Source organism: Mesorhizobium sp. LMG17149, assembly GCF_024518695.1.
Taxonomy (GTDB): Bacteria; Pseudomonadota; Alphaproteobacteria; order Rhizobiales; family Rhizobiaceae; genus Mesorhizobium.
Map to the genome: position 1 here is coordinate 447,743 of NZ_JANIFL010000004.1, position 19,867 is coordinate 467,609.

At 62.3% G+C, this 19,867-nt stretch carries 15 protein-coding genes; 6 read left to right on the plus strand and 9 right to left on the minus strand.

From position 1 onward, the window contains the following. Positions 1-6: 6 nt before the first annotated feature. On the minus strand, positions 7-837 hold the full coding sequence (locus NP945_RS11420) for an alpha/beta hydrolase (RefSeq protein WP_256746393.1): 831 nt from the start codon (positions 835-837) through the stop codon (positions 7-9). Between the two features lie 310 nt (positions 838-1,147). On the opposite strand from NP945_RS11420, the gene NP945_RS11425 reads away from it, so the two are divergent. The 4 genes from NP945_RS11425 (at position 1,148) to lexA (ending at position 6,075) form a co-directional block, all read left to right on the plus strand. Then, positions 1,148-2,773: an AMP-binding protein gene (locus NP945_RS11425; RefSeq protein WP_256746394.1), complete on the plus strand. Its 1,626-nt coding sequence runs from the start codon at positions 1,148-1,150 to the stop codon at positions 2,771-2,773. Continuing rightward, on the plus strand, positions 2,770-3,606 hold the full coding sequence (gene kynA, locus NP945_RS11430; protein ID WP_127327362.1) for a tryptophan 2,3-dioxygenase: 837 nt from the start codon (positions 2,770-2,772) through the stop codon (positions 3,604-3,606). Before NP945_RS11425 ends, kynA begins: the two co-directional genes overlap by 4 nt. A gap of 71 nt (positions 3,607-3,677) precedes the next feature. After that, entirely contained in the window at positions 3,678-4,925 is a 1,248-nt protein-coding gene (gene kynU / locus NP945_RS11435) for a kynureninase (RefSeq protein WP_256746395.1), read from the plus strand. Between the two features lie 409 nt (positions 4,926-5,334). Next, entirely contained in the window at positions 5,335-6,075 is a 741-nt protein-coding gene (gene lexA, locus NP945_RS11440) for a transcriptional repressor LexA (RefSeq protein ID WP_127272195.1), read from the plus strand. Here the strand turns inward: lexA and NP945_RS11445 are convergent. Continuing rightward, positions 6,069-8,531: a ComEC/Rec2 family competence protein gene (locus NP945_RS11445; RefSeq protein ID WP_256746396.1), complete on the minus strand. Its 2,463-nt coding sequence runs from the start codon at positions 8,529-8,531 to the stop codon at positions 6,069-6,071. The two genes, lexA and NP945_RS11445, sit on opposite strands and share 7 nt — an antisense overlap. Positions 8,532-8,633: 102 nt before the next feature. On the opposite strand from NP945_RS11445, the gene gltX reads away from it, so the two are divergent. Together gltX and gltA are read left to right on the plus strand one after the other, a co-directional pair. Beyond that, on the plus strand, positions 8,634-10,058 hold the full coding sequence (gene gltX / locus NP945_RS11450) for a glutamate--tRNA ligase (RefSeq protein ID WP_256746397.1): 1,425 nt from the start codon (positions 8,634-8,636) through the stop codon (positions 10,056-10,058). 185 nt (positions 10,059-10,243) lie between these two features. Continuing rightward, on the plus strand, positions 10,244-11,572 hold the full coding sequence (gene gltA, locus NP945_RS11455) for a citrate synthase (RefSeq protein ID WP_256746398.1): 1,329 nt from the start codon (positions 10,244-10,246) through the stop codon (positions 11,570-11,572). 47 nt (positions 11,573-11,619) lie between these two features. Here the strand turns inward: gltA and lpxB are convergent, their stop codons facing one another. The 7 genes from lpxB to rseP all read right to left on the minus strand — a co-directional run bounded on the left by lpxB (position 11,620) and on the right by rseP (position 19,850). Beyond that, the gene (gene lpxB, locus NP945_RS11460; RefSeq protein WP_256746399.1) at positions 11,620-12,798 is read right to left on the minus strand and encodes a lipid-A-disaccharide synthase; all 1,179 of its coding nucleotides are present in this window, start codon (positions 12,796-12,798) and stop codon (positions 11,620-11,622) included. Then, on the minus strand, positions 12,791-13,708 hold the full coding sequence (locus NP945_RS11465; RefSeq protein WP_372337966.1) for an LpxI family protein: 918 nt from the start codon (positions 13,706-13,708) through the stop codon (positions 12,791-12,793). The genes lpxB and NP945_RS11465 overlap by 8 nt, the downstream gene beginning before the upstream one ends. Beyond that, entirely contained in the window at positions 13,680-14,513 is an 834-nt protein-coding gene (gene lpxA / locus NP945_RS11470; RefSeq protein WP_256746401.1) for an acyl-ACP--UDP-N-acetylglucosamine O-acyltransferase, read from the minus strand. The genes NP945_RS11465 and lpxA overlap by 29 nt, the downstream gene beginning before the upstream one ends. A 13-nt stretch (positions 14,514-14,526) precedes the next feature. After that, positions 14,527-14,994: a 3-hydroxyacyl-ACP dehydratase FabZ gene (gene fabZ / locus NP945_RS11475; protein WP_013531753.1), complete on the minus strand. Its 468-nt coding sequence runs from the start codon at positions 14,992-14,994 to the stop codon at positions 14,527-14,529. Further along, positions 14,987-16,045, minus strand: a complete 1,059-nt coding sequence (gene lpxD, locus NP945_RS11480) for a UDP-3-O-(3-hydroxymyristoyl)glucosamine N-acyltransferase (protein ID WP_027036658.1) — start codon at positions 16,043-16,045, stop codon at positions 14,987-14,989. The genes fabZ and lpxD overlap by 8 nt, the downstream gene beginning before the upstream one ends. A 75-nt stretch (positions 16,046-16,120) precedes the next feature. Further along, positions 16,121-18,490 (minus strand): outer membrane protein assembly factor BamA, encoded by a 2,370-nt coding sequence (gene bamA, locus NP945_RS11485; RefSeq protein WP_127268628.1) that lies wholly within the window; start codon positions 18,488-18,490, stop codon positions 16,121-16,123. 217 nt (positions 18,491-18,707) lie between these two features. Then, positions 18,708-19,850: an RIP metalloprotease RseP gene (gene rseP / locus NP945_RS11490; RefSeq protein WP_127273216.1), complete on the minus strand. Its 1,143-nt coding sequence runs from the start codon at positions 19,848-19,850 to the stop codon at positions 18,708-18,710. Positions 19,851-19,867 lie beyond the last annotated feature (17 nt).

Sequence of the window (19,867 nt, forward strand, 5' to 3'; positions counted from 1 at the left end):
TCGGCGCTATTCCGATATCAAGGCGCGGCTCAGCGGATGCGCCGGATCGGCAAGGCCGTCGACAATGCTGAAATGATGCCGGTCAGGCTCGACCACGGTGCCGGTGGTGGCGCCGAGGCCGGTCCAGATGTTGGCAAGCAGCGCATTCTGGCGCAGGAATTCGGCGCGCTCGCCGCCACCGGCCCAACAGGTGATGCGGGCACCATCCATGGGCCGCAGCAGCGCCGGGCTTTCAGCCAGCGCCTCATCTTCGTCGATGGCCAGAGTCGCGTTCATCTCGGTGCGCATGATCGGACGCAGATCGTGGACACCCGAAATCGAAACGACATGGCGCACGCGCCGCGCCACATCGTCCGCCAGAGGCGTGGTTGTCGTCACCATCCGGCTGGCAAGATGGCCGCCGGCCGAATGTCCGGTCAGCATCAGCGGCCCGTCGACCATTGCCGCCGCCTTGCCGATCGCCACGCCGATCTCCTGGACGATGCCGGCGATGCGTAAGTCCGGGCACAGCGTGTAGGACGGCATCGCCACGGCAAAGCCGCTGCTGACCGCACCATTGGCGAGATGCGACCAGAAACTCTTGTCGAACGCCTTCCAGTAACCGCCATGGATGAACACCACCAACCCTTTGGGCGTGGCGCTGGGGAGGAAGAGATCGAGCCGATTGCGTCGCCCATCGCCATAGGTGATGTCGAGCCGTGCCCGGCCCTGCGCCGAGAGTGCGTCACGAAACGCTTGCGCAGGCTCCACCCACGCGGCCGGCCATCGGTCGCTGCCGGCGATATTCGCACCGTTGGCATAGGCATCATCCCAATCGACGATGTGACGTTCGAACATCTGCGCCCTTCCCCAAAAACGGCATCGCTGTTCCGCTAGCAATGGCCACCGCCACGCCATGCGTCAATGCTCTAGGGCAAAAACATTTTAGGCTTGAAACAAATTTCGACTGGTGCGATCCTGCCCGCACGAACAGCCGACAATGGGAGGTCTGCTGTGCTGCCCGAAGCCTGCAAATGGTCACCCCGTTCGGGTGGCGTCGAGCAAGGCGCGACTTGCGGCACGAAGCCTCCTCAAAAAAAGCAGGACCTTCAGATCACTGGTCAGGCGCCTCGCGCACTGGCCGTCCAGCAGACAGGAGAGCGGCGACATGCTTGGGCCTTCAGCGCATATCGACACGTTCACGCGCGATCACCTGCCGCCGCCGGAGCAATGGCCTGAAATCCTGCTCGACGGCTTCGACTATCCCGAACGCCTCAACGCCGGTGTCGAACTGACCGACAGGCTGGTCGAGAAAGGCCTGGGCGACCACACCGCGCTGATCGGCAATGGCCGCCGCCGCACCTACAAGGAACTGTCCGACTGGACGAACAGGCTGGCCCACGCGCTGGTCGAGAATTATGGGGTCGAGCCCGGCAACCGGGTGCTGATCCGTTCGGCCAACAACCCCGCAATGGTCGCCTGCTGGCTGGCTGCCACCAAGGTTGGCGCCGTCGTCGTCAACACCATGCCGATGCTGCGCGCCGGCGAACTCGCCAAGATCGTCGACAAGGCCGAGATCACCGTCGCGCTCTGCGACACCAGGCTGATGGACGAGATGACCGCCTGCGCCAAGGACAGCGCATTCCTCAAGCAGGTCATCGGTTTCGACGGCACCGCCAACCATGATGCTGAACTCGATCGTGCCGCTCTCGACAAGCCGGTGACGTTCACCGCAGTCGACACCGGCCGCGACGATGTTGCCCTGCTCGGCTTCACCTCGGGCACAACAGGCGTTCCGAAGGCGACGATGCATTTCCACCGCGACCTGCTGATCATCGCCGACGCCTACGCCCGCGAAATCCTGGAGGTGACGCCGGACGACATCTTCGTCGGCTCGCCGCCGCTGGCCTTCACCTTCGGCCTTGGCGGACTCGCCATCTTCCCGCTGCGCTTCGGTGCGGCGGCGACGCTGCTGGAGCAGGCGACGCCACCCAACATGATCCACATCATCGAGACCTACAAAGCGACGATCTCTTTCACCGCGCCGACTGCCTACCGCGCCATGCTGAAGGCCATGGATGAAGGTGCCGACCTGTCATCGCTGCGCGTCGCCGTTTCGGCCGGCGAAACCTTGCCTGCTCCCGTTTTCGAAGAGTGGACACAAAAGACCGGAAAGCCGATCCTCGACGGCATCGGAGCCACCGAGATGCTGCACATCTTCATCTCCAACCGTTTTGACGACATGAAGCCCGCGTCGACCGGAAAGCCGGTGGGCGGCTACGAGGCGCGCGTCGTCGATGACGAGATGCGCGAGGTGCCACGCGGCGCGACCGGCAGGCTTGCGGTGCGCGGACCGACCGGCTGCCGCTACATGGCCGATGACCGGCAGAAGGAATACGTGCGCGACGGCTGGAACCTCACCGGCGATACCTTCACGCAGGACGAGGACGGCTTCTTCCATTTCGCCGCCCGCTCCGACGACATGATCGTCAGCGCCGGCTACAACATTGCCGGACCCGAGGTCGAGGCCGCACTTCTGTCGCATCCGGATGTCGCCGAATGCGCTGTCATTGGCGCCGAGGACGCCGAGCGCGGCCAGATCGTCGAGGCGCATGTCGTGCTGGTGCAGGGCGTCGCGCCCGACGCCCTCACCACCAAGCGCCTGCAGGACCATGTCAAGGCAATGATCGCGCCCTATAAATATCCGCGATCGGTAAAATTCATCGCCGCCCTGCCCAAGACCCAGACCGGCAAGATCCAGCGCTTCCGGCTGCGCACGGAGAAAATCGATTGAGCGAGCCATACGATCCGGCGTCCGAAGGCGCCCAGATGTCGTTCAAGGAGCGCATGTCCTACAGCGACTACCTGCACCTGGAGAAAGTGCTGGAGGCCCAGACGCCGCTGTCATCGGCGCATGACGAGATGCTGTTCATCATCCAGCATCAGACCTCCGAACTCTGGATGAAGCTCGCTCTGCACGAGATCGGCGCCGCGATCCGTTCCATCCGCGCCGACCGGCTCGAGCCGAGCTTCAAGATGCTGTCGCGCGTTGCGCGGATCTTCGAGCAGCTGAACAATGCCTGGGATGTGCTGCGGACGATGACGCCGAGCGAATACACCGAGTTCCGCGACGCGCTCGGCCAGTCCTCGGGTTTCCAGTCCTGGCAGTATCGCGCCATCGAGTTCATGGCCGGCAACCGCAACCTGGCCATGCTCGGGCCGCACAAGCACCGGCCCGACCTGAGCGGAAAGCTGGAAGCGATCCTGACCGAACCATCGCTCTACGACGAAGCGCTGCTGCTGCTTGCGCGCAACGGATTCGACATCGGTGCCGATGCCAGGCGCACGGACTGGCGTGAGACGCGAACCGAGAACGAAGAGGTGCTGGTCGCCTGGCAAACCATTTACCGCGATCCGCAGCGCTACTGGATGTTCTACGAACTGGCAGAGAAGCTGGTCGACTTCGAGGATTATTTCCGCCGCTGGCGCTTCAACCACGTCACCACGGTTGAGCGCATCATCGGTCTGAAACGCGGCACCGGCGGCACGTCGGGTGCTTCGTATCTGAAGAAGATGCTCGAGGTGGTGCTGTTCCCGGAACTGTGGACGGTCCGCACCCGGCTCTGACATCGTCGAAATGAAAACAGCGACACGCGGCGGCGGAACACCCTTCGCGAACAACCGGGGACTGACTGACCATGAGTGGATTTCCTGATCTCGCCGCAGTCGAAGCGATGGATGCCACAGATCCGCTGCGGGCCATGCGCGACCGTTTCATTCTGCCGGAGGGGGTGATCTATCTCGACGGCAATTCACTGGGGGCAGCGTCTCATGCCGTTTTCGGCGAGCTGCAGCAGGCGGCAACCCAGGAATGGGCCCAGGACCTCATCCGAGCCTGGAATACGGCCGGATGGTTCGAGATGCCGATCGAACTCGGCGATCAACTCGGACGCCTGATTGGAGCCGCGGCCGGCCAGACCGTCGTCTGCGACACGACGTCGACCAACATCTACAAGGTGCTGCATGCGGCGCTGGAGATGCGGCCGGGCCGGTCGGTCATCGTCGCCGAGGGTGACAGTTTCCCCACCGACCTGTACATCGCCGAAGGCGTGGCCTCGACACGGGACGGCGTCCTGCTGCGCCTCGCGGGCGTCGACGCGCCCACCATCGAAGAGCTGATCGACGAAAACGTCGCGGTGGTGCTGGTCAACCACGTCAACTACAAATCGGGTGAACTGCGCGACATGGCGGCGCTGACGCGCAAGGCTCATGCGGCCGGAGCGCTGATCGTCTGGGATCTATGCCACACCGCCGGCGCCCTGCCCGTCGAGCTCGATCAGGCAAATGCCGATTTCGCCATCGGCTGCACTTACAAGTACCTCAACGGCGGTCCGGGCGCACCGGCCTTCATCTATGTCGCGCAGCGCCATCACGGCGATATCAGCCAGCCGCTCAGCGGCTGGTGGGGCCATGCGCGGCCCTTTGCCTTCGAACGGGGGTATGTTGCCGGCACCGGTATCCGCCGCTTTCTGTGCGGCACCCAGCCTGTCCTGTCGATGCGGGCGCTCAAAGGCGCGCTTGTCATCTGGAACGACGTCGACATGGCGGCATTGCGAAAAAAGAGCGTCGCGCTGACGGAACTGTTCATCCAGCTCGTCGAAGCAAAGTGCGGCGCCTATGGCCTCACGCTGGAGACCACCCGCGACGCGACCAGGCGCGGCAGCCAGGTGTCGTTCCTTCACGATCACGGCTATCAAATCATGCGGGCGCTGATCGAGCGCGGCGTCATCGGTGATTTTCGCGCGCCATCGACCATCCGTTTCGGCTTCACGCCGCTCTATGTCGGCTACAAGGATGTGTGGCTGGCGGTTGAGGTGCTGGAGGATATTCTGCGCACGGGCGCATGGAAGGACCAGCGTTTCGCCGTCAAGGAAGCCGTTACCTGACGCAACGATCTCCGCGATTTGCCGTCGCCGCCCTCACTGCCCGGCAGATGACGGAGGGCTGAATTCCAGCCACAAATGCCAACAGACGTTGGCGTTTTGGCTCCGTTTCGTTCACGGCAAACGAACGTCCCGAAGATTGATAGCGTCCCTTGTGGAGGTCGATCGGCAGATGATGCCAAGCCTTGGGTCGAGGATGAGCCACAGGTCATTAACCATAATGGTTTCAATGTGAGCAGGCGCATTGCCGTGGTTGGCGCCTGTCGATCGCGACCCGCTGGCAAGCCCAAATAATTTCAGCAGCCTTAACAAATTCATTAAACTTTAAACGGTTGCAGAACACAACTGGAACAGATAGTGTTTGTTCTGGGTTTGTTTTTCGATTCTGGTTTCAGGTAATCTGGGGGCCGCCATGCTGACACGCAAGCAACATGAACTGCTGATGTTCATCCATGAACGCCTGAAGGAGAGCGGCATTCCGCCATCCTTCGACGAGATGAAGGAGGCGCTCGACCTTGCCTCCAAATCCGGGATTCATCGGCTGATCACCGCACTTGAGGAGCGCGGCTTTATTCGCCGGTTGCCCAACCGGGCACGGGCGCTGGAAGTGCTGCGATTGCCGGACTCCATCGCGCCCGGCCTCAACGCGGCAAAGAAGTTTTCGCCAAGCGTCATCCAGGGCAGTCTCGGTCAGGGTGGTGCCCTTGGCCGGCAGATCAAGCCGGCGCCTTCGCGGATGCCCTCGCCCGGCAATGATGACGATGCGGTCTCCGCCGTGTCGATCCCGGTCATGGGCCGTATCGCCGCCGGTGTGCCGATCGATGCCATCCAGCATCAGACGCATTCGATCTCCGTGCCGCCGGACATGATCATGGGCGGCGCCCACTATGCGCTGGAGGTCAAGGGCGACTCGATGATCGAGGCCGGTATCTTCGACGGCGACACCGTCATCATCCGCAATGCCGACACGGCGAACCCCGGCGAGATCATCGTGGCGCTGGTCGATGAAGAGGAAGCGACGCTGAAGCGGTTCCGCCGCAAGGGCGCTTCGATTGCGCTCGAAGCCGCCAATCCGGCCTATGAAACCCGTATTTTCGGCCCAGACAGGGTCAAGGTGCAAGGCAAGCTCGTCGGCCTCATCCGCCGCTACTGAGGCGGCTGCGGGTTGGCCGCTGGCTTCTCGGGTTTCTTGAAGGGTGCCAGCCCCCTCGCCTCACGAGAGTATTTGCGTTGCGTGTGCCAGGGCCGATATGGGCTGTTCACCGCGAAGCTGATTGTCGCCGGCGTGGTCGCCGATTGGCGATCGAAGAAGACGGCGGCACTGCCTTTGCGAGCCAGTTGCCGCTTGGTGATGACGAGAACCAGCGGATTGTGACAGGCGTCATAGGCGGTGGCGTCATTGATGACGATCAGCTCGGCGAAGCCGCAGGCTTTCCAGGTGTCCTTGCGGTCCTCGACATAGGCAATGATCGCACCGGACATATGCCTGGCCACGCAAACGCCTGAGGAGCAATAGAACGGCGATCCCGGCGGTAGCTCAACGGCGTCCGCGACGTCGAATTGCCCATCGCTCTTGTCGAACACCTCTGGCACGACGATGGTTTCTGATGTCAGGGCGCGTTTCCAGTTGTCGACGGTGAATTCGTTCGGCCGTTCCCGGCTGACGGCAAGCTCGCCGCCACCGATCGGCAACGCCACCAGCCGGGCGTCTTCCGAGATCAGCACATCCGGCGTGCGCGTATCCGAGACGGTCAGCAAGCCTGCCAGCGCGAATGGCAGAGCAGCGAGCCGCAGCCAAGTTGTCGCCATCGTCGCGATGACCAGGGCAATTGTCACCAGCAGGACAGATTGCTGCGAAATCAGCCCAACCCCATCGACAGGCGAACGTTCGGAGATCCAACCCGATATGGCGATCATCACCGTCAGACCCTTGCCCATCAGGTAGAGGGCCGGCCAATCCAATCCGAAAGGCATCAGCAGCGCGCTTGCGACAGCCAGGAACATGACGACGGTAACGATCGGCATAACCGCCAGATTGGCGAACAGGCTGAGCGGCGACACACGCTGAAAATGCCAGATGGCAAACAGCGTCGTGGCGCTGCCGGCGATGATGGAGGTCATGGCAAGGCCGGTTGCCGCGAGCACGAACTTTCGCGTCAGGAAACCGGGCATGGATCGCTTTGGGGGCGGCGGTCTTGCTTTTCCCGCGCGGTGATCGGCCCAGCCGGCATAGGCGCCGACCAGAGCCGCGGTCGCGGCGAACGACATCTGAAAACTCGGGCCGACCACCTCATGCGGCGACACCACGATGACGGCGATCGCCGAGATCGCCAGATTGCGCATGGTGAGTGCTGCTCGATCGAACAGCACGGCAATCAGCATCACCGCCAGCATGATGAAGCTGCGCTCGGCGGCAACGACGACTCCAGAGATGATGAGATAGGCCGCGATCGAGAACAGTGCGGCGACGGCGGCATACTTCTTGACCGGGCGACGCGCGGAAAAGTCGGGAAACAAGGCGAAGGCGCCGCGCAGCAAGCCCATGATGGTGCCTGCGACCAGCGCCATGTGCAGTCCCGAAATCGAGATGATGTGGTAGATGCCGGTACGTCGCATCGCCTCATTGATGTCATCGGGAATGCCGGCGCGCACGCCGACGATCAGCGCCGCGGCGATCTCGCCTTCGGCGCCGCCGACGCTCGCCCTGATATGGTCGGCGATGGCCTCGCGGGCATTTTCCACGCTAGAGGAAATTCGGGCCGGCAGCGGCATGTCGCCATCATCGCTGACGACAAGCTTGGGGTTGCCGAGAAAGAACCCGCTGCCGCCGATGCCGGCAAAATAGCTGTCGAAGGAGAAATCATAGCTGTCCGGCCGCACCGGCCCAGTCGGCGGCAAAAGCTTGGCATATCCAGTGATGAGGGAGCCTGCGGTCACGTCAGCCGGGATCTTGCGTGCCGAAAGCCGCACCCGTTCCGGCGCATAGCGCAGTTTCGGTCTTGCGGTCGACGTCACGTCGATGGTCAGCCGGATACGGCCAGTTTCCATCCGGTCGAGCGAGACGACGCGGCCGGTCACCTGCGTCGAGATTTCCGAGCCCAACATTTGTGTGCCCGCACGCCACGTCTCGACCTTGGCAGCAAGCAGTCCTAGGGCGCACAAAAGCGCCGCCATGAAACACAGATGGGTCTTTGGCCATGAGCGCGAGACCAGCGCACAGATCCCCGTCAAGATGACAACCGCGACAGGTCTCGCAAAGTCGGGTTCAGCCGTCAGCGAAAAATAGCCGATCGCTCCGATCGCCAGGCAGACCGGCACCAGCAGGAAGGCCACGCCCCGGTCGAGTTCCAGGCTCGCCGCCGTGTTCACGCTGTGGCGCAGGCGAGGCAGTGATGTCAGGCTGATTTGCCGGCGCACGCGAACGATCCTGCCGGTTTCGGCAACAGGAACAGAGGCGGCGACATCCGCTTGCAAGGGCGCCTTGCCGGGATCCGGCACAAGGGGCGATGGCGGCGGTAATGGGGCTGGCCGAGGCGCAAACAGGGACCGTTCGCTGACGCCGATGGCAGCGTCCTCGCCCTGATCCGAGCCCCAGCCTCGTCCAGCCATCGGGTCTGCCCCTTGCGCCCTCGACACCCTATGCTACATGAACGCCGGGCGCGCGAAAGCCCGCGCAACCGCACCCCGCTTCAGATGGTTTCCGAGAGTTCCATGTCCGACAAGGTCGTCACCCGTTTTGCCCCTTCGCCCACCGGCTATCTGCACATAGGCGGCGCGCGCACGGCACTGTTCAACTGGCTGTATGCGAAGCACACTGGCGGCACGATGCTGCTGCGCATCGAGGACACCGACCGCGAACGCTCCAATGAAGCCGCGACGGCTGCCATCCTCGACGGGCTTTCCTGGCTTGGCTTGAGCTGGGACGGCGAGCCGGTGTCGCAGTTCGAGCGTGCGCCGCGCCACCGCGAGGTGGCTGAGGAGCTCGTGCGCATGGGCAAGGCCTATTATTGCTATGCCACGCCGGCCGAACTGGAGGCCATGCGCGAGGCCGCCAGAGCCAAGGGGCTGCCGCCCCGCTATGACGGCCGCTGGCGCGACCGCGACCCCTCTGAGGCGCCCGCAGGCGTCAAGGGCGCCATTCGTATCAAGGCGCCGACCGAAGGCGAGACCATCGTCCATGACCGTGTCCAGGGCGAGGTGCGCTTTCCCAACAAGGATCTCGATGACTTCATCATCCTGCGTTCTGACGGCAATCCCACTTACATGCATGCCGTCGTCGTCGATGATCATGATATGGGAGTCACCCATATCATTCGCGGCGACGATCATCTGACCAACGCCGCTCGCCAGACCGTGATCTACAACGCCATGGGCTGGAACGTGCCGTCCATGTCGCATATCCCGCTGATCCACGGCGCCGATGGCGCCAAGCTGTCGAAGCGGCACGGCGCGCTTGGCGTCGAGGCCTATCGCGCCATGGGCTACCTGCCGGAGGCGCTGCTCAATTACCTGGCGCGCCTTGGCTGGAGCCATGGCGACGACGAGATCATGTCGATCAAGGATATGATTTCCTGGTTCGATATCGGCGATGTCAACAAGGGCGCGGCGCGCTTCGACTTCGCCAAGCTGGAGGCGATCAACGGCGCGCATATGCGCCGCATGAGCGATGCCCAACTGTTCGACATCTTCATCGCTACCCTGCCCTATCTCGAAGGTGGCCCGGCGATCGCCGCGCGCCTGAACGACAGCACCAAGGCGCAGTTGCTGGCAGCGCTCCCGGGCTTGAAGGACCGCGCCAAGACGCTGGTCGAGCTCGTCGATGGCGCGGCCTTCCTGTTCGCCACGCGCCCCCTGCCGATCGACGACAAGGCGGCCCTTCTGCTTACCGACGATGCCCGCAAGATCCTGCGCAGTGCTCACGAAGCTTTGAACGGGCTTGCGAGTGACTGGACAGCCGTCTCGGCGGAGGCGGCGATACGCGAGGTGGCAGCGGCCGGCAGTCACAAGCTCGGCGCGGTGGCCCAGCCTTTGCGCGCTGCGTTGACCGGCAAAAGCACCTCGCCGGGCGTGTTCGATGTGCTCGCCGTGCTCGGCCGCGAGGAAAGCCTGGCGCGCATCTCAGATCAAATCGATTAGGAGCAAACTGGCCCAAGAAGATTGGCATTGAAAGGCGGGTTTCGCAGTGCAACATTAGGCCTTGGCCCAATCTGGCACGCACCTCCTGAAATGCGGTGGCGAATACGCGCATTGCGGTGATTTTCGACGTGTCGCTCTGCAGAATTTTGCCTTTGCCGGCATGAGGAAACAAGAAGGAGTTTGCAATGACCGAAGCTGCGAAAAAAATGGATTTGGGCGGCAAGATCCAGGAGGCCACGGCAACGCTTGCATTCGCCGGCAAGACCCATGAATTCAAGGTGCGAAGTGGTTCGGTCGGGCCTGATGTCATCGACATCGCCTCGCTCTACTCAACCACCGGCGCCTTCACTTACGATCCGGGCTTCACCTCGACGGCAAGCTGCGAGTCCGAAATCACCTTCATCGACGGCGACGCCGGCATCCTCCTCCATCGCGGCTATCCGATCGACCAGTTGGCCGAACATGGCGACTTCCTCGAGGTCTGCTATCTCCTGCTCTACGGTGAATTGCCGACCAAGGCGCAGAAGGACGACTTCGACTACCGCGTGACGCGCCACACCATGGTGCATGAGCAGATGTCGCGCTTTTTCACCGGCTTCCGCCGCGACGCGCACCCGATGGCGGTGATGTGCGGCGTGGTCGGCGCGCTGTCGGCCTTCTACCACGACTCCACCGACATCTCCGACCCCTACCAGCGCATGGTTGCCTCCATGCGGCTGATCGCCAAGATGCCAACGATCGCGGCGATGGCCTACAAATACCACATCGGCCAGCCGTTCATTTACCCGAAGAACGAACTGAACTTCGCCGCCAACTTCCTGCACATGTGCTTTGCCGTGCCGTGCGAGGAATACAAGATCAACCCGGTGCTGGCGCGCGCCATGGAGCGCATCTTCATTCTGCACGCCGACCACGAGCAGAACGCCTCGACCTCGACCGTTCGTCTCGCCGGCTCGTCGGGCGCCAACCCGTTTGCGTGCATCGCCGCCGGCATCGCTTGCCTGTGGGGCCCAGCGCATGGCGGCGCCAATGAAGCGGCGCTCAACATGCTTGGTGAGATCGGCCATGTCGATCACATCCCCGAATTCATCGCCCGTGCCAAGGACAAGAACGATCCGTTCCGGCTGATGGGCTTCGGCCACCGCGTCTACAAGAACTACGATCCGCGCGCCAAGATCATGCAGAAGACGGCGCATGAGGTTTTGGGCGAGCTCGGCATCAAGGACGATCCGCTGCTCGACATCGCCATGGAGCTGGAAAAGATCGCGCTGACCGATTCCTACTTCATCGAGAAGAAGCTCTATCCGAATGTCGACTTCTATTCCGGTATTACACTGAAGGCGCTGGGTTTCCCCACCACCATGTTCACCGTGCTGTTCGCCGTCGCCCGCACTGTCGGCTGGATCGCGCAGTGGAAGGAAATGATCGAGGATCCGCGCCAGAAGATCGGCCGCCCCCGCCAACTCTATACCGGCGCACCCGAGCGTGACTACGTGCCGATCGCCAAGCGGTGAATTGGGAGTAGGGATTGGGCAGTAGGCAGTAGGGACGGTGAACTTCCCTACTGACTATTCCCTCTCTTGACATACCGCATCACCACCTGCGCGGCGATCTCGCCGGACGGTCTGTCCGTCGCCATGCGCCGCGTGATCTCTGCAAATCCATTCTTCTGCCAGGCGCGCATGCCGCTGTCGGCGAACAGGGCTTCCAATTGCCGGGCCAGATTGTTCGGCTTGATGTAGCCGTCGTAGAATTCCGGAATAAGCGCTCGATCCGATATCAGATTGGGCAGCAGCGCCGACCAGACGGAAACGAGGTACGGCGCCAAGACCCGCGCGACCGGGTCGAGCCTGTAGCAGGAAATCATCGGCACGCCGGCCAGCGCCAGTTCCAGCGATACCGTCCCGGACGCGATCAGCGCCGCATCGGCTTTGCCGAAAGCCTGCCATTTGCGCTGGGGATCGACGATGATCTCAGGCTTTTCATCCCAGCGGTTGACGGAGGATTTGACGAGGTCGGCGACATGCGGAACGGTCGGCAGCAGCAGCCGCAGGCGGTGGCCACGCGCACGCAGAATCGACACCGTCTCGCCGAACGGGTCGAGCAGCCGCCGTACCTCGCCACGCCGCGAACCGGGCAGGACGAGCAGGGTCTTGACGCGATCAGGAGAAAGGTCGCGCGGCAGTTCCTGCGCCTTGGCTGCGGCCAGCAAGCCCCCATCGTGGGTCAGGCGATGCCCGACATAGGTGCCTGGTGGCCCGCCGAGCCGCTCGAGCTCCTTGACCTCGAAAGGCAGGATGCAGAGGATGTGGTCGACATAGGGCTTCATCGCCACCGCCCTGCCCGGCCGCCACGCCCACACGCTCGGGCAGACATAGTGGATGATCGGAATCGACGGGTTGGCCGCACGCACCTTTTTGGCGACGCGCAACGAAAAGTCCGGACTGTCGATGGTGACCATGCAGTCCGGCTTTTCGTCGGCAACGGTCTTGGCCAGTTGGCTGATCCGCCGCATCAGGCGCGGCAGGTCGCGTAGAACGGCGCTGAACCCCATGAGGGCGATCTCGCCGGCATCGAATGGCGAGACCAGTCCCAGCGCCTGCAAATGACGGCCGCCGAGGCCGACGAGTTGCACCTCGCGCCCCACAGCCTGGCTGAGCGAGCGCACTATGTCGGCACCGAGCAGGTCGCCGGACTCCTCTCCGGCAACGATTGCGATCTTCAATGCCCTGTCAGCCATTGCGCGGCTCCGTGGCGGCACGCAGGCCTAGGACGAACAGGCCGAGTGCATTGGCGCGCGCGATGGTTTCAGGACCTTCGAGGATCAGCGAGCGTCCCGCCTCGACGGCAATGCCGGCGAGTCCGGCCGCGTGCGCTGCCTCGACCGTCTGCGGACCGATGGATGGAAGATCGGCGCGCAGTTCCTGACCGGGCTTGGCGCACTTGACGAGGACGCCGCGGGTCTTGCCCGCAATACGGCCGTGGCCGCGCAGCAGCTTCGCACGATCAAGCAGGCCGGCTGTTCCTTCGATGCCTTCCAGCGCGATTGCCCGGCCGCCAACCGCGATCGCCGCTTGGCCGACATCCAGCGCCCCGATGGCCTTTGCTGCCGCAAGGCCTGCCTCAATATCGCGCCAGTCCAATTTTCGCGGTTCGGCCTTGGTCAGCACGCCTTCGGCGGCGACAAGATTCGGCACTACTTCGTGGGCGCCAACGACCTTTACTCCACGCGCTTCGAGGCCCCGTGCCAAGACCTTCAGAAGACCATCATCGCCACGCGCGAGCGCCATGACGACCAAAGGAATCACCGCGAGCAGGCTGAGACTGGGGCGTAGCGCAAGCAATCGCGGCCGGCGCTTGATCTCGCCTGCAAGCACCAGATGGGTGATCCGGTGCCGCCGCAGCAATGGGACGAGCGAGCCTATACCTTCCAGAGCGAGGTTTTCGTGATCGTATAGGGAGAGTTCCGCGATGCGGTCGACTTCGCCTTCCATCAGGATTACGAAGGGCGGATAACCTTGTTCAGCCGAACCGGCCGCGACTTCGACCGGCAGACTGCCGCCGCCGGCAATGATGCCGACCCTGGAGCCCGGCGGAAGATCAAGACGCGCTGCCGCTGTCTCAGTCTTCGTCATCGACATCGTCGCCATCGCCGCCCTTGAGCGACGGCACAGCATAGTGCCGCTTGCCGCGACTGGTGATGAAATCGATGATCTTCATGGCGGTCGGCGACGATGCGAACTCCGCCTTGGCGAATTCGATGTTCTCGCCAACGGTGCGGGAACGATCGAAGATCATCCTGTAAGCCTTGCGCAGCACAAGGATTTCGGACCTCGGCAGGCCGGAGCGCTTGAGGCCGATGATGTTGAGACCGCGCAGACTGGCGCGGTTGCCGACCGCTATGGCAAAGGGAATGACATCGCCGACGATCGCGGAGCAGCCGCCGAGAAAGGCGTTGTCGCCGATGCGGACAAACTGATGCACTGCGGTCAGGCCGCCGATATAGACATTGTTGCCGACCTCGCAGTGGCCGCCCAGCGTTGCGCCATTGGCGAACGTCGCATTGTTGCCGACGACGCAATCATGGGCGATATGTGCGTAGGCAAGGAAATTGCCATTGTCGCCGACCGTCGTCTCGCCGCGGCTGGAATCGGTGCCGAGATGCATGGTCACGCCTTCGCGGATCGTGCAGTTCCTGCCGATGACCAAGGTGGTGCGACCGCCCTTGTGCTTGGTGTTCTGCGGCGGTGCGCCCAATGTCGCCATCGGATAGACCTTGGTCGAGGCACCGATCGACGTCGCGCCCATCACCGAGACATGACTGACCAGTTCGACGTCGTCGCCGATCACCACATCGGCACCGACATGGCAGAACGGCCCGATGCGCGCACCTTGGCCGATTTGGGCGCCTTCCTCGACAATGGAGGAAGCATGAATGGATGTCGTGATTTTCATAAGCACTCGATCGTCAGTCGCTGGTGACCATCATGGCTGAAATCTCGGCCTCGGCCGCCTTGGCGCCGTCGACCATGGCTTCACAAGCGAATTTGAGCAGGTTGCCGCGTTTCTTGATTTTCTTGACATAGATCTTCAACTGGTCGCCGGGAACCACCGGTTTGCGGAATTTGGCGTTGTCGATGGTCAGGAAATAGACCAGCGACGGCTTTTCGGTGCCCAGGCTGCGGATACAGATGGCGCCGGCCGTCTGCGCCATCGCCTCGACGATGAGCACACCCGGCATGACCGGCTGCTCAGGGAAATGGCCCTGAAAATGCGGCTCGTTTATGGTCACGTTCTTGATGCCGATAGCGGATTCGTCGCCATCGATGTCGACGATACGATCGATCATCAGGAACGGATAGCGGTGCGGCAGGAGCTTCATCAGCCCCATAATGTCGACCGCCTCCAGCGTCGTCGACGCGATCATGTCAGCCATTGCCTCCCTCGCCCTGTTTGCGGGTCCTGGCGAGCTTGCGCAGCATGGCTATCTCCCGCATGGCTTCCGCCATCGGCTGTGCCGGATAGCCGCCCCAGATCTCGCCTGCAGGGACATTGCTCATAAATCCACTTCTGGCGGCAAGCTTGGCCCCTGTCCCTATGGTCAGGTGGTCCGCAAGCCCGACGCCGCCGCCCATGGTGACATTGTCACCCACCACCACGGAACCCGAAATACCCGAAAGCCCGGCTATTATGCAATTGCGGCCGATGCGGACGTTATGGGCGATCTGCACGAGATTGTCGATCTTGGTGCCCTGGCCGATGATCGTATCGGACATGGCGCCGCGATCGACGGTGGTGTTGGAGCCGATCTCGACGTCGTCCTGGATAACGACACGGCCGATCTGCGGCACGCGCTCAGGGCCCTTGGCCCCGCCGACGAACCCAAAACCATCCTGGCCTATCCTGGCGCCGCCATGAATGATGACGCGATTGCCGATCAAGGCATACTGGATGCTGGCGCCCGGACCGACATAGCCGTCGCGGCCGATCTGGCAGGATTGTCCAATAACCGCATTCGGGGCGATGACAGTGCCGCTGCCGATCGAAGCGCCTGGCCCGATCACCGCGCCGGCCTCGATGACGGCACCGGCTTCGACATGCGCGGTTGCATCGACATGAGCGTGCGGCGAGACGCCGGTCTCACTGGTCATTGGCCCTGGTGTCGCCGCCCTCGGAAACAGCAGACGCCCGATCAGCGCAAAGGCCTGTTGCGGACGCGGATGAATGAGAACGGCTACGCTTGCCGGCGCCTTGCCGGCAAATTCCGCCGGGCACAGGACCGCGGCTGCCCGCAACGACGGCATCAGCGCGGAATTACGCTTGCCATCGACAAAGACGAGCGCATTCTCGCCGCCCTCGCTGGCAGGCGCGAGTGCTTCGATCGAAATATCGGAGTGGCCGGAATCGACGAGCACCGAGCCGGTCAGATTCGCGACTTCGCCCGCCGTATACCGGCGTGATGGCGCGAAGAACACCGGATCGGTCATTCCAGAAGCTATATCCAGCTAGGTCGGAACATTTCTCCCGGACCCTGAGGACCCGGGAGCATCGTTGGCCGCCGATCAGAAGCGGGTCGATATGCCGAAGTTGAATTCCTGCACGTCGTCGCGCGCTTCCTTCTTGACCGGGATCGCATAGTCGATACGGATCGGACCGAATGGCGATGCCCACATCAGGCCGAGGCCGACCGAGGCACGCAACTTCATGCCGACCGAGTCCTGAGTGACGCCAGCGGTGTCGACCTTGCTTCCATAGAGCGTTGCCGCGTCCGCGAAGACCGCGCCACGCAAGCCAAAGCTCTCCGGAATGACCGGGAGCGGGAACTGGGCCTCCGCCGACGCATTGAAATAGGTCGTGCCGCCGAGATGGTCGCCCGTAGCAGTATCGACAGGACCGATGCCGCCATAGGCGAAGCCACGGATCATGCGATCGGTGCTCTGGAACTGATCGAAAATCCGCAGACCATCGCTGCCGTATCCTTCAACATGGCCAGCGCCACCTGAAATGAGCCCAACCAAGTCGTACTGCTCCGACAGCGTCTGGTAGATGCTGCCGCGGCCCGTGACTTTCACGAACTTGGCATCACCACCGAGGCCTGCGACTTCCACGGTCGTGGTGGCATAGATACCCTCGTGCGGGCTCTTCATATCGTCGATGGTGTTGTAGACCAGCCCGAGGCTGACCGACGACTTGATCCAAGGGCTTTGTTCGATGCCGTCCAGGATAGCCGTGGAAACACTGCAACCGGGATCAGGAACCCCGTCGCCATTTGCATCGCAGCTGTCATCCAACTCATATTTCTCTTGCGAGATGTTGTACGCCAACTGGGTCGAGATGCTGTCGGTGATCGGCAGACCGAAGCGCACCGTCGCACCCGTGGTATCGCTGTCGTAGTTGTCGTATTCCCTGGTCGACTTGAAGATGTCGAAGCCGGCGGCGATGCGCCGTCCGAGGAAATAAGGCTCGGTGAAGGACAGGCTGTAGTCGCGTGAATTCTTGCCGCCGCCCGCCGACAGCTTGATGAACTGGCCACGACCGAGGAAGTTGCGCTCGGTCACCGATCCTTCGACCGACGGACCGGCCGTGTCGCCACCGGTCGAATAACCAGCGCCCACCGAGAACTCGCCGGTCGATTTCTCGACCACATCGACCACCAGAACGACCTGGTCAGGCTGCGAGCCCGGCACGGTCGAGATGTCGACTTTCTCAAAGTAATTCAGGTTTTCCAGGCGCTTCTTCGCGCGCTGGATGAGCACTTGGTTGAAGGCGTCGCCTTCGCTGACATCGAACTCGCGGCGAATGACATAGTCACGCGTGCGATCGTTGCCGCGGATCTCGATGCGCTCGATATAGGCCTTGGTGCCCTGGTCGATCGTGTAGACGACCGAAATGGTGTGGTTCTCGAAATTCCGGTCGCCGCGCGGCGTGACCTGCGCGAAGGCATAGCCGGAACCGGCCACCTTCTCGGTCAGCGCGATGATGGAATCCTCGACGTTCTTGGCGTTGTAGACGTCACCCTTATGGGTCTCGATCACCGATTCCAGCGACTTGCCGTCGACTTCAGGGATCGAGCTCTCGACGCTGACATCACCGAACGTGTAGCGGTCGCCTTCCTGGACGGTGATGGTGACCGTGTACTTGTTCGTCGCGCTGTCGAGCTCGCCGACAGCAGACACGACCTGGAAGTCGGCATAGCCGTGATTGTAGTAGAAGCGGCGCAGCAGCTCCTCGTCCGCGCGCAGCTTGTCATCGTCATAGACGTCGTCGCGCAGGACGAAGGAAAGCCAGGACGAGCGCTTGGTATTGATGATATCCGCCAGGCGGCGGCTGGAATAGGCACTGTTGCCGACGAAATTGACCGCCGCGATCTGCGTGCGATCGCCTTCAACGATGTTGAAGACAACATTTACGCGATTGTCGCCAAGCTGCATGACCTGCGTGGTCACGGTCACATCGTCGCGACCAATGCGCCGGTAAGCAGCCTTGACTGATTCCACGTCGGCATCGAGCGTCGCCTGTGAGAACGTTCCGCGCGGCTTCAGCTGCACCGCCGCCGCAAGCGCATTGTCCTTGAGCTTCTTGTTGTTCTGGAACAGCACCTGGTTGACCACCTGGTACTCGGCGACCTTGACCACCAGCGTCGAGCCGACCTGGTTGATCTGCACGTCCGAAAACAGGCCAGTGCCGAACAGTGCCTTGACCGCACCGTCGATATCGGAACTGGAGAACGCCTTGCCCGGCTTGATGGTGATGTAATTGCGGATGGTCTCAGCGTCGATACGCTGGTTGCCGCTCACTTCCACTCTGCTGACGACAGCGGCTTCAGCCGCCGATGTGGCAACGAACTGCACTGCGAGCGCGCCTGGCACGACCATGGCCGCGGACAGGGTCACCGCGGACGCGGCGCTTAGAAACTTGGATGCTGCCTTCATCGGGCTTAATAACCTTTTCTCGTAGTCCCCACGGCGAGAAAACCGGACGTGCGGTAATTTCCCCTACCGTATTAACCGGATTTTCCCTACACGCAAGGCTTCTGGTTAATTTGTATTTACTTAACCCTGCGGCGTGGCTTTCGCGTCACTCATATCCCCTTGCATGGTAAACGGCGTCTCAACATCGTCCATGCAGAAGCCAAATTTCTTCATGATTTCAGCACCCAAACAGATCGTTCCAAAAAACGAACCCCATGAAGCACAGCACCAGAAGCAACCCGGCCCGATAGGCCATTTCCATCATCCGTTCCGACACTGGACGGCGAATGACAGCCTCCACCCCGTAGAACAAGAGGTGACCGCCGTCGAGGGGGGGAATCGGCAAAAGGTTCAGAATTCCGATGCCAACGGATAGCAGTGCAACCAGCTGCACGAGCCATTCGAATCCCAGTTTCGCAGCCCTGCCCGCCATGTCGGCGATCTTCACCGGACCGCCCAGCTGACATTTGTCTTCGCGCCCTACAACAAAGCGCTGCAGGAACTGGCCCGTGCGCTGGATGACGTGACCGGTTTCCTCGACCGCCGCCGCGACCGCTCCGACCGGCGTGTAGGTGATGAGCCTCGGCTGACCGAGTTCCTTGTTGTTGACGACACCGATCACGGCGACCTTGACCTTGTTGCCGAGCGCGTCTTCCTGTTCCATCAGCCGCGGCGCCGCGGTCACAGTGACCTCCTGGCCGTCGCGCAACATGACGAAGGTGATTGCGTCGTCGGCACGGCCCGAGACCAGGCGTTGGACGTCGCCAAAGGTTTCGACCTTGTTGCCGTCGACACTGACGAATCGGTCGCCGGGAAGGATGCCGGCCTTCGCCGCCGGGCTGTCGGCGGTCACCTCGGCCACCATGGGCTCGGCGACATAGCGGCCATAGGCGGTGAACAGCACGGAAAAGACGACGATCGTCAGCAGGAAATTGAACAATGGTCCGGCCACCACCGTTGCCGCGCGCTTCCAGATCGGCTGAGTGTGAAAGGCGACCTTGCGCTCGTCCTCGGTCAGCGTTTCAATTTCTTCCGACGTGGGCTGGCTCGATGTGGCGTTCATGTCGCCGACGAATTTTACATAGCCGCCAAGCGGTATCGCACACAGTTTCCAGCGCGTGCCGTGGCTGTCGTTGAAGCCGAAGAGTTCCGGGCCGAAGCCGATCGAGAAGGCCCTGACGCCGATGCCGCACCAGCGCCCGACAAGGTAATGGCCCATTTCGTGGACGAACACGACTACGGTCAGCACGAAGAGGAATGGCACCAGCGTACCGAGGACAAAGCCTTCTGTGCTGAAAAGCGCGTGAAGAATCTCGTTCAAGACAAACCCTCAAATTC